Genomic DNA, 11,238 nt, shown 5'->3' on the forward strand with positions numbered 1-11,238 from the left:
GGCTTCACCGAGCCCCGCGCCTTCTTTTCCGAACTGAAGGATATGGCGTCGTCTCCCGACGTTCTGCTCGATCTGCATATGCCCGACATCGGGGGTATCGACATCGTCGAGGAATTGCAGAGCCTGCGGTTCGACGGTCGCGTATTTCTCACCAGCGGCGCCGATGCGCCGGTCCTCGAAGCGGCGGGAAAGTTGCTCGGCAACAGCGGGGCCAGGATTGGCGGCCTCCTCCCGAAGCCCTTCAGCTACGCCGATTTCGAACGCCTGCTCAAGGCAGATGCATTTACCAAGGACGGCGATCCGATTTCGCAACCGTCCGAAGCATTGACCTGTTCGCGCGAAGAATTCGCCCAGATCGAAGCGACACTGGAACCTTACTTTCAGCCGAAAGTCTGGTCGCAATCGCGGGATTTGGCCGGATTCGAGGTGCTCGCACGATTCCGCAATGCGGCAGGAGGCGTCCTGCCAACCGAACACTGCATCGCCAGGCTGCAAAGTCTCGGAAGAATCAACGAATTCACGGCGACCGTGATTGAGCTGGGCTTCGCCTGGGCATCGATGGAACTGCCTGGCAATCAGATTATCTCGATCAATATCGAACCGGAGTTCTTCCAGCAGGCGGGCATGATCGAAAAGATCGAGCAACTTCGCCAGGCGCACGGCCTGGAGGCGTCCCAGGTCGTTTTCGAAGTTACCGAGCGGTCGGGCCTGCCCGAAGATGAAGCCGTTTTGAAGTCCTTCACCAAACTGCGTGTCGCAGGATATGGTATAGCTATCGACGATTTCGGAATCGGTTTCTCTTCACTCAAACAGCTGTCCGATTATCCGTTCTCGGAAATCAAGATCGACGGGAGCTTCGTCGCGCGAATGGAGCACGAGGCAAGGGCGGCCGAAATCGTGCGCGCCGTCGTCAAGTTGGCTAAACGGACGGACATCGTGTGCACGGCGGAGCGGGTGGAAACGGAAACCGTCGCCCAGATTTTGCAGGAGGCGGGATGCGACCAATTGCAGGGGTACTGGACCGGACGCCCCATGCCTGCCGACGAAGCGGCCGCATTGATTGCCTCTTCCTTACAGGACGGCGACACTCAGGTGGAGGAAAGATCGTTCTCAGAACCGGAACACCCATCCGAGGAGCCACAATCCAAGCCTCGCGTGGCGATCGTCGATGACGAATCGGGAGTAAGGCAGACTCTGGTTCGGGGTCTCGAACGCCATGGGTTTACCTGCCGCCCATTCCGCAGCGGTGCGGATTTCCTCGAGAGTCTGGAGTTCGAGCTGCCGGATTGCGTCATCCTCGATATGCGCATGCCCGAGATGGATGGCCTGAGCGTTCTCGACAGGATTCCTCCCGCGGCGCAAGCAATTCCCGTCGTGATGTTGACGTCTCACGGCGAAATCTGCCTTGCGGTCGACGCCATGAATGCCGGGGCCGTCGATTTCGTCGAGAAACCGGTCTCGATCAAGCGGTTCGCTCGCAAGATCGGTGAACATATCGCTCGATCCGCCGAGCTTCGTCGCAGGATCGACGAAGTCGAACATATCAAATCGCAGATTGCCTCGCTGACTTCGCGAGAGAGGGATATCGCGGCCCAGATCGCCGATGGTCATAGCAATAAGGAGATTGCGCGCATTCTGGACATCAGCCCGCGCACCGTCGAGACACATAGAGCGAGTATTTTCAAGAAACTCGGCGTGCGGAACGCGGTCGAGTTTGCGTTGCTATTCGAGAAAGCCAGCCTGGCGCAGTAGCTGTGCTCGAGTGCTCAGCGGGCCTCTGGCCTGCTCATTACGCGGGAAACCGCCCGGGCAAGCGCCTCGCGCGTATAAGGCTTGGGCAAGAGAGTATCCTCTCGTCGATCGAAGCCTTCCCGAAGCGTGCCCATGCTGGCATTCCCCGAAGTCAGCAACACCTTGAGCCCCGGTAGCCGCCGACGTGCCGTTTCCGCCAGTTGCAGCCCGTTCATTCCGCCGGGCATGACGATATCGGTGACGAGCAAGTCGACGTCGTGGTGATCTTCCAGCAATTCAAGAGCCTCGATGGCGTTGGATGCGCTGAGAACAGTTAGCCCCTCGCTCTCGAAGATTCGCTCCACGTAATGGCGGACCTGTTCTTCGTCTTCGACGACCAGGATTTTCCCCTCTGATAGCGGGAATGAGGTGTCGTCCTGGTCGCTTTCCGCATCGAACCGGGCCTTGGATATCCGCGGCAGAAAGATACTTGCCGAGGTCCCTTCGCCGGGTGAGCTTTCGATGAACGCATGCCCCCCCGATTGTTTGGCGAATCCATAGACCATGCTCAGTCCGAGACCCGTTCCCTCGCCCCTTTCCTTGGTGGTGAAGAAGGGTTCGAAGACGCGTGAGGCGATTTCGGGGGTCATGCCCGGCCCCGTATCGCTCATCGTGATCCGGACATATTCGCCCGGTGCAAGAACGGCATGGAGCGGGCCCACGTCGACGCGATGGGAGGACACTTCAACGGTCAACCTTCCACCATCGGGCATTGCATCGCGCGCATTTACGGCCAGATTGACGAGGGCATTGTCGAGCTGATGGGGGTCGGCTTCGACATAGAGATTGTCTTCGGTCAGATCGATCTTGAGGCTGATGTCCTCCGGCAGGCCGTATCGTATCAACTTGGCGACCTGATCCATCTGATCGGCGATGTCCACATGCTGCGGTGCCAGGGGCTGTTGACGGGCGAAGGCCAGGAGATGGCTGGTTAACTCGGCCCCGCTGCGAGCGGCCGATTGAATGAGATCGAGAAGCTCACGGGTTTCTGGATCTTCCACACTATCCATCAGGATCTCGGTATTGCCCATGATTATCATGAGCATGTTGTTGAAATCGTGCGCGACCCCCCCTGTCAGCTTGCCCAGCGACTCAAGCGATTGTTTCTCGCGGAGGAACTCGTCCAGGCGGCGGCTTTCGGTGATGTCGCGAACGGCTCCGACCACTTTCGTTGGCTTGCCGCCTTCCTCGCGGATGATGGCAGCGGTGTCCGCAACCTGCAGGGCCGATCTATCCGCCCTTTCGATCCGGTATTCCTCTCTCCAGCGGCCCGCGCCATTCTCGATCGCTTGGCGAAAGCTCGCCACCACGCGCTCGCGGTCTTCGGGAAGAATGAGATCGTACCATGCGCCCCCCGAACACGGCGCCAGCGCCGGATCGAGCCCGAGCCGTTCCACCCCGTCCCTTGCCCTCCAGACGACATCTGTTTCTGGATCGAGTTCCCACAGCAGGTCGCTGGACAACTCGGCCACGATGCGCATGCGCTCTTCGGACTCGGCCAGCCTTTCCTCTTGCCGTCGCAGTTCGGTCAGGTCTCGTTTCAATCCGATAATCCGGACTGCTTGCCCATCGTCGTCATAATGCACCATCAATTCGGAGCGCACGACGCCCAAGGATCCGTCCGGCTTCACGAAACGAAATTCCCGGTCCAATCTAGACCGTTGCTGCTCCAACGCGCGAGACAATGCTAGCTGATAGTCATTCCTATCCTCCTCGAACACGTAATGCGGCGGATCCGACGGATTTCTTTCCTTTGGAGGCTCGAACCCGAAAATGGTTTTGAAGTTGCGGTTGGCCCAATATTCCCCGGTACAAAGATCCCAGTCGAAAACGATGCTCTTGGTCACCTGCGCTGCGAGTTCGAAGCGTTGGCGCTCGCGCTCGGATTCGTACTCATGCGTGATATCGCTAAAGCTCAGCACAACGGCCGATAGCTCGCCAGATTCTTCATGTGTCGGAAACACGCTGCACTTCAGCCAGATCTTTTGATCTGAAGCCTTATGGACGATGCTTGCGATCAGATCGCGCATCTCCTGACCCGTCGCTGCCACCATGCTGGCGAGGCAATCGTCAACGCCGAGACGTGACCCGTCCTCTGCGAAGAGGTTCAGATCCTCGAACCTCAGCCCGTCGATGTCGCCAGAGGACGGAAGGTCGAGCAATCTGCGACCTTCCGGATTGACGCTTTCGATCGTGCCGTCCGCCCGGTGGACCACCATTCCCGCGGGAATCTTCTCGAAAATCAGTCGCAAGTGTTGTTCTAGTTTTTCTATGCGCTGTCGGTGCATCTGGCGTTCGGTAACGTCGCGCATTATTCCCACGTAGCCGGTCAACTCGCGATCGGCATCGAACTGCGGGGTAATCGACAAGTCGTTCCAGAAGGCTTCGCCGTTCTTTCGGTAATTGAGTATCTGGCCATCGAACTGTTGGCCGTTCTCAATGGCTTCCTTGATGCGCTTCTTGGCCTCGGGGCAGGTGTCCTCTCCCTGAAGGAAACGGCAATTCCTTCCGACTATCTCGGAGTTCGAATATCCTGTGATTTCACGGAAATATCTGTTGGCGTATGTGATCGTCTCCGTCGTATCAGCAAATATCACCCCATGCCCGATGGAATCGATGACGTGCTGATCTAAGTGGGCTTCCATAATTCCCCCAAGAAACCGACAACTCTGACACAATAAGTATGCGAAACACTACTTACTGCAATAAGGATCTGGTGATCTAATGGCAGAGCACACACATCGAGCCGCTCCCTGTCACCCTGAGTTTGCATGAGAGCGGTTCTTTCCCGCTTTACCGGCAAAGGCCGGCATGAAGCTCTGGCACAATTCACTTCATACCCATCTAAGCCGCTTGCTGACGTCCGAGTGACTTGGCCTGTCGCGCAATGGAGTGTCGGGAAATTCGCATCGCGCTCGTCCATAGCCACCGGCCTGCTAAATCCTTCCATGGCGAATGACTGACGATTCTTTGCCGGAGCCAGATAGCGCCGCGCCGTCGAGCCATGCCAATTGTTCCAGAATCAGTGGAGATATGTCGCGATGGGCATTGCGACCTATGAACAGGTCCATGTGTCCGTAGCCCGGAATGATGTGCTGCCGGTAAAGTTCGCGGCCGTTCCGGTCCTGCAGCCAAACGCGGGTGCGCTGACCGCTTTCCGGGTAGAATATCCGATTGGTCGCCCCCGACAGGAAGCTGATCGGCAGGGCCAGACGTTTCGCGGCTTCGTCCGAGGTGTAGATCGGCCGACCGCCAGTGTCGACGGCAAGCCCGCGGCGCATGATCTCCTGCAATTGCTCGAACGGTTTGAGAGGCACGCGGCTGAACATGCTGCCGAGTGCGACATGCGTTTCGTGGCCGAGCTGGGCGTGGTCCCAGCTTGGTCCGAACACGCCGAACACGCGGCGGCAGGTCGGGTTCTTGCAGGCCTGCCCTTCGGGGACGGGAATCTGATACGCGATCGCATCGATCTCGTAGTCCGCCTCGGTCCCCTGGCTGGCGAAATCGAGGTGGCCGTCGAGCAGCGATATTTGCCCGAGCACACCTGCGACGCCAAGATCGGCCTTCATGTAGTTGAGCCAGTCGGTCACCGGATGCAGTGTCAGCTGCGAGGATATCATCGAGCGCACGCCCGACACCCAGCCCGCACCGATACCCATCAGCAGACTCATCGAACCGACGCAATGCGCGATCGCCTGCACGCTCTCGGCACCCGAGACGGCGCGGGTTTTGGCGATGGCCGCGGGCCAGTCGTAGCGCGCAATATCGTCGATGGTGAAGGCCGGCGGATGCTGGGTATCATTGCCCGAATCCGCGCTGGCGCGATAGTCGAACAGCCACACGTCGTAACCTTGCGCGACCAGGCTTTCGGCGAGGTTTTCCTCCACTGTCGGGGTAGCGAAGCTCGCCGCGCGAACCGAAAAACCGGGCGCGAGAACCAGCGGCCCGCGCGGTCCGCCGCGATAGCGGGTGAGACCGATCTTCGCGCCATCCGCGGTCGGGACGATATGCCGCTCCGCAGGCGGAAGACGCATCTCGCGCGGGATGAGCTCATCGGCATCCTTGGCCGGGAAATCGTTGAGCGTCGCCAGCATTCCGCCATAGGCACGGAACACCGTCATCGCGAAGAAGCCGGCATATTTGGCGACGAAATAGGTCTCGATCGCTTTCCTCGCCTGCGGAATCAGGTTCACGATGTGGCCGATCAACGTATTGCTGTCGTGGACTTCGATAGTCGTCAGCTGGCGCATGAATTCGTCGATGCCCAGCTTGAGCACGCCGCGACCGATCAGCGTCCCGTTTTCGTCCTCGCCGTGGCGCAGGGTGACGAAAAGCGTGGTGAGGTCGGTCCAGGGATCGGATTTGCCGCGCTGCTCGAGCGTCTTGAACCCATGGAAGTGGATTGGCCCGTCGGGCCCGTCGAGGACCATGTCGTAGAGCATCTTCCAGCTTTCCGCAGCCTCCGGATCGGCCACCAGCAGGCGGAAGATGCCCTCGCGCACCGGCAGCGGATCGGGTGATACGGCGCTCAGGGTCACCTCGCCGGTGATGCGCGAACGATGCTGCTTGTCCTCGATCATGCGATGAAGGTTGTCGGTCGTCACCATCAGCAGGAAGCTGCAGGCACTATCCTCGACGCGCCCCCAGGCCTCGCCATTGGCATAGTCGTCGCGAATACGCTCGGCATGGTCGCACGGGCGGTGATGGCAACCGGTCGCACTGATATGTCCGGCCATGGTTTCGGTGAAGGACAGCCCCGGGCTGATCGCTTCGGGATGATCGCGGATCAGCTTGCGTATGGCCGCCTTGGCCTTGTCGATCGCTCCGTTCTCGAAATGGTCCGCAACCTCCTCTATCCCGTTCGCGACGGGTGCGAGGGCATGGCCCGCAACCCATTTGGCGACACCCAGTTTGAGCGCATCGCCCCGCTGCGCGAGGACCTGTGCAGGCTCAGCGTCGGGTTTTTCCTCGGCGACCGGTTCGGGCAGCGGACCTTCCGCGCCCAGAGTATAGTCGATGCTCCAGCCCTGCCTCGCTGCCAGCTTTTTAACCGCGCGTTCGGCGACGGCAGTGATGGTCAGCAGCGGATTGACGCCCACAGCGCCCGGCAGCGCCGCACCGTCGCAGACGTAGAGCCCCTCGTGCACATCGTTGCCGACTGCCCCTGCGAACACGCGGCAACTGTCGTCTACCACACCGCTCGCGGCATCGTCGCCCATGCCGCAGCCACCGATCGGGTGCACGGTGATGAGCTTCTTGCCGAAGGGATCGGCCCACAGCGGGTCGGAGAAATACTGCGCATCGATCGCTTGCGCAGCCTCGCGCATGCGGTCATCGTCGCGGCGGAAAGTGCGCTGTTCGCCCGCGCTCTTCCAGTGAATTGCGATCCGGTCACCGTCGAGCGCCAATCGTCCGCCGGAATCATCGACGCTCATCACGAGGTAGGTCTGCGTTCGCGCCATCGGTCCCTTGTAGGCCCATTCGGCGATGCTCCCGGGGTCGGTCTGCACGGCTTCGCCGATCGCCTTGGCATCCATCAGGCGCGGCTTGACCTGATCCATGCCGAAGCGCGTGAAACCATCGGCGAGCGCCTCGCCGAAGAAAAAGGCCGGCGCGAGGGCGCTGGCGATGATGCCGGGGGCGACGCCTTCCTCGATCACCAGTCCCTCGGTCGGATCGTCGCTCGAACGCATGTCGATCACGCCGGTAATGCAGGGGCCGGGATAGGCCTCCTGCGCGACATCCGACGCGCCGACCCCAATGGCGTAGAGCGGTTTGGCGGTGAGTTCATCGCCCTGCTTTTCCGCCTTCAGATAGCTGTCATAGGCAAAACCGAGGGCGTCGCCGTTGCCGGAGAAGTTCGCGCCCAACCGGTCGGACAGATCGAGCCCCCTTTCGCGCGAGCGCAGCAGGATTTCGGTGGACCCGATCGCGCCCGCACCCAGGATGACGTGGTCGGCGGTGATGCTGGCAGGCCCCTTCGGAGCGTGCTTGCCATTGGGTTCGAGATGGACACGCCATTTGTCGCCATCGCGTTCGACCCACAGCACTTTGGCCTGGGTGAAAATCTCCGCTCCGTGGTTCGCCGCATCGGGCAGGTAGTTCATCAGCGTGGTGTTCTTGGCGCCCACGTTGCAACCCGAGACGCAGTCGCCGCAATTGGTACAGGCGGGCTGCGGAACGCCGAACCGGTTCGTCTTGTCTTCGAATGTGACGTTGATCGGCGTCTTGTAGAAGCGCTGTCCCATCGCCTTGGCCGAGTGCTCCAGCGCCTCCAGCTTGCCCAGCTTGGGGTGGCCGTCGGGATAGGGATTGGGTGCGAGCATTTCGCGCGCGCGCTCGTAATAAGCGTCGATTTCCTGCGGGTTGTCCCGGAAGGCGGCAGGCCAGTGCGCCTGATCGAGAAGGCGCTTGTCGAGTTCCAGCGAGACATTGGCATTGATCAGCGACGTGCCGCCGAGCCCGCAGCCGACGAGCGCATATTGATCATCGTTGACATGCACTTCGAACAGCGCGTCGGGTTCGCCGATGCGGCCGCCCTTGGCGTTGATCTGCATTGCGCCCTGCGCTTCGGAGATCTTGTCCGGATATTCGCCCGGCAACAGCTCCTTGCCGCGCTCGAGAACCGCGACATCCTGCCCGGCGCGCGCCAGCCGCGAAGCGGCGACGCCCGCGCCATAGCCCGACCCGATGACGAGAACGGTGTAGTGGGATTTGGCCTTGTCGAGCCCCTTCGCAATGCGCTTTTGCATGGTCATTCCGCCGCCTCCCGATGGCCTTCGTTGGATCGGTCGAGCATGCGGCGCACGCGTTTATCCGCTTCCTCGACGATGCGCGCATGAACCGTGCGCGAGAAATCGCTCCAGTGGCTCGCCGCCTTGTCGACCGCGGCGCCGGCCTCCTCGGCCAGGCGCGAGACGCGCCCGCTGCCCTCGACCCGCACGGGCGCCATCGTGCCGTCCGTCGGGTCGTTGAAAAGCCGCAGGGATGCGACTTCCAGATCGTCGGATACAAGCATGGCGGCGCAGCCCTGCACCGGCATCAGCGTGGGCTCGTCGAGCACCCACCCGCCCGTATTGAATACGCCGACGGGCAATTCGAACCCATCGACGGTCAGCTCGTCCTGAAACGGCTTGTGCGTATGGCCGAACACGAAATTCAGTTCGCGCGGCAGTTCTCCCAGCTCGTCGCGCAATTGCACTGCCACCGGTGTCGAGAGATACCAGCCGATGTCTTCGACCTCCTCCTCGCCGAGCACATGGCCGTAGCCATCGCGCTGACGTTCCGCGGCCCGGCCTGCGGACAGATCGACCCCGGCGCGGATCAGATTGTCGAGCGTGATGCCGTATTTGAGCTGCATCTTCGGATTGATGCCCAGCTTCGAATTAAGCCCTCCGGTGGCTCGCCGGGCAATGCTCTCGGCGAAATCGTGACTCGCACCGGCGCTCAGCATCGTCGCGTAAAGCGACCCGGCCTCGTCGCCCATGTCTCCTGCGCTGCCCAGATCGGACCAGAGAAAGTCGATCCACGGCCCGTTTTCGGCCTCGAGCTGTTCCATGGTCGCGGGACGCGCCTCGCTATCCTCGAGAAAGCCGCGCAGCGTCGACAGCGCGCGATACATGCCGTCGAGATAGTGCCCGTGATGCATGACCACTGCGCGGCTCGCAGCGGCGTCGGCGAGGCCCCAATTGGGATAGGAGATCCGGACAGTCGCGCCTGCCATATGGGGCCGATGCGCGAGAAGCGATTCCATCAGGCGGCAACCGATGGTCGGTTGTCCCATGATCGGCGTGATCTGTTCGATATCGCGCGGAATGCGGCCCGATTGCAGAGCCATCACAAACTGATGATCCTGCGCCATGCGCCACAAATGGTGATCGTGATTGCCCGCGACATAGACGATGTCGCGACGGAACAGCTCGCGCCCGTCTTCGGGAAAGAAGGCGTCGACCAGCTGGAGGAAGCTCTGCGACACGTCGCCGAAGGGCGAAAGGCCGAGGTCGAGCGCATCTCCGAGCAGGACCAGCTGCGGCTTCTCGCCATCGCCAAGGGTTTCGCGCAGGCCATTGGCAAAGGCAGACAGCACTTCCGAAGGACCTTCGGCAATCTCGCCGCTGGCGTTCACATGCGTAAGCAGGCTGTCGCGCGCGCCGAGGTGCAGGTCCGAGAGGACGATCTGGGCAATACTCATGCACTTGTCTCCAGACACGCGTAGAAGGCGTCGCGCACGATCTTTTCGCGCGGATCGTCCCATTTCCCGGTGCCGAGTTGGTTGGTGATCCAGGCGTAGGCGACGCCGTCTTCAGGGTCGGCGAAGGCAAGCGAGCCGCCCACCGCGAAGCTGCCGAAAGCGCTGCGGGTGCGGGCGTATTCCCACTCGGCGAAAGGCTTTTCGAAACCGTGCGAATAATACATGTCGGCGGTCAGGACCTGGTCTTTCAGGCCCTTGGATGGATAGGCATGGCCCTGCCGCAGGGCGTCCATCACCTGCGGCAAAATCCCGAGCTTTTCGCCACCCTCGGCAAAGGCCTGGTACAGGGTCGCCAAGCCCCGCGCGGAAGCCATCCCGCCTGCCGCACCCTGACCCACACGCCAGAAGTCCTCGCAGTCGAGCGCGCCCGGCCCTTCGAGGATCAGCGGGTTGTTGAGCGTGCGGAAGGCCAACGTCCCCGGCAGGCACATCTTGATCGTCAGCGGCCAGGGCATGGTGGTGTGGTGAATGAAGAGATCCGCCATGCCGAACCCTTTGATCCGGGCGATCCGGCTGCGATCGAAATCCTCCGGCAGACTCAGATAGACATCCGCTCCCAGCGGCCGAGCGATTTCCTCGGCGAAGTATTGCGGCAGGCGGCGGCCGCGCGGGTCGCGCCGGTGGATCAGCTCGCTCGCGATCCAGCCCAGCGTATAGGCATGATTGCCGCTGTGCGTGCCGGGCGCCCAATTGGGCTTCTGCGCGGCGATTGCGGCGCAGATCGCCTCCTCATCGCCCATGTTGCCGCGTGTGAGCTTGAAGTCGATCGCGGCAAGGCCGGCCTGTTCGGACAATGCCTCGCCGACGGTCACCGCATCTTTCCCGTGCGTGCCGAATTCGGGCCAGATGTCGACCAACCGCTCTTCGTAGGCGAACAAGCCGCGCGACACGGCGACGGCGCAGGCCATTCCCGTAAGCCCCTTGGTGAGCGAATAGACAAGCGCGATATCGTCGCCCTGCCATTCTTGCGTCCGGCTCTTCGAGCGCCAGCCCCCCTGCAGGTCCACCACGCAGTCACCGCGATAGATGATGGAGCAGGCTGCCCCGAGTGCGGTCTGAGCCTCGATGGCGGCGGCAAAGGCATGGGCCACGGGCTCGAAACCGGGCGCCACGTGGCCACGCGTCCAATCGCAAATACTGGCCAGGTTCGAAGCTTGTTCGAACGGCCGACGGTTAGGTTGGTGCATAAGCGACCC

Annotated in this window: 5 protein-coding genes; 1 reads left to right on the forward strand and 4 read right to left on the reverse strand. The window is 61.5% G+C overall.

Annotated elements, in window-relative coordinates:
* Nucleotides 1-114 precede the first annotated feature (114 nt).
* A complete protein-coding gene (locus tag ACQY4G_RS02490) occupies nucleotides 115-1,752 on the forward strand; it encodes an EAL domain-containing protein (protein ID WP_421992848.1) in 1,638 nt (545 codons plus the stop codon).
* 14 nt (nucleotides 1,753-1,766) lie between these two features.
* Here ACQY4G_RS02490 and ACQY4G_RS02495 read toward each other — a convergent pair whose 3' ends face one another.
* The 4 genes from ACQY4G_RS02495 to ACQY4G_RS02510 form a co-directional block, all read right to left on the reverse strand.
* Nucleotides 1,767-4,436 carry a PAS domain S-box protein gene (locus ACQY4G_RS02495; protein ID WP_421992850.1) on the reverse strand — a complete coding sequence of 890 codons (2,670 nt, stop codon included), beginning with the start codon at nucleotides 4,434-4,436 and terminating at the stop codon, nucleotides 1,767-1,769.
* Nucleotides 4,437-4,727: 291 nt separating this feature from the next.
* Complete coding sequence (locus ACQY4G_RS02500; RefSeq protein ID WP_421992852.1) at nucleotides 4,728-8,549, reverse strand: GMC family oxidoreductase N-terminal domain-containing protein; 3,822 nt, start codon at nucleotides 8,547-8,549, stop codon at nucleotides 4,728-4,730.
* The gene (locus ACQY4G_RS02505) at nucleotides 8,546-9,982 is read right to left on the reverse strand and encodes a metallophosphoesterase (protein ID WP_421992854.1); all 1,437 of its coding nucleotides are present in this window, start codon (nucleotides 9,980-9,982) and stop codon (nucleotides 8,546-8,548) included. The genes ACQY4G_RS02500 and ACQY4G_RS02505 overlap by 4 nt, the downstream gene beginning before the upstream one ends.
* Nucleotides 9,979-11,154: a serine hydrolase domain-containing protein gene (locus ACQY4G_RS02510; protein WP_421992856.1), complete on the reverse strand. Its 1,176-nt coding sequence runs from the start codon at nucleotides 11,152-11,154 to the stop codon at nucleotides 9,979-9,981. Before ACQY4G_RS02510 ends, ACQY4G_RS02505 begins: the two co-directional genes overlap by 4 nt.
* Nucleotides 11,155-11,238: the final 84 nt, after the last annotated feature.

Source organism: Qipengyuania sp., from assembly GCF_965277845.1.
Classification (GTDB): Bacteria; Pseudomonadota; Alphaproteobacteria; order Sphingomonadales; family Sphingomonadaceae; genus Qipengyuania.

Coding starts and splice junctions, on each gene's coding strand:
- ACQY4G_RS02495 (WP_421992850.1), bottom strand. CDS start 4,436: ATGGAAGCCCACTTAGATCAGCACGTCATCGATTCCATCGGGCATGGG.
- ACQY4G_RS02500 (WP_421992852.1), bottom strand. CDS start 8,549: ATGACCATGCAAAAGCGCATTGCGAAGGGGCTCGACAAGGCCAAATCC.
- ACQY4G_RS02505 (WP_421992854.1), bottom strand. CDS start 9,982: ATGAGTATTGCCCAGATCGTCCTCTCGGACCTGCACCTCGGCGCGCGC.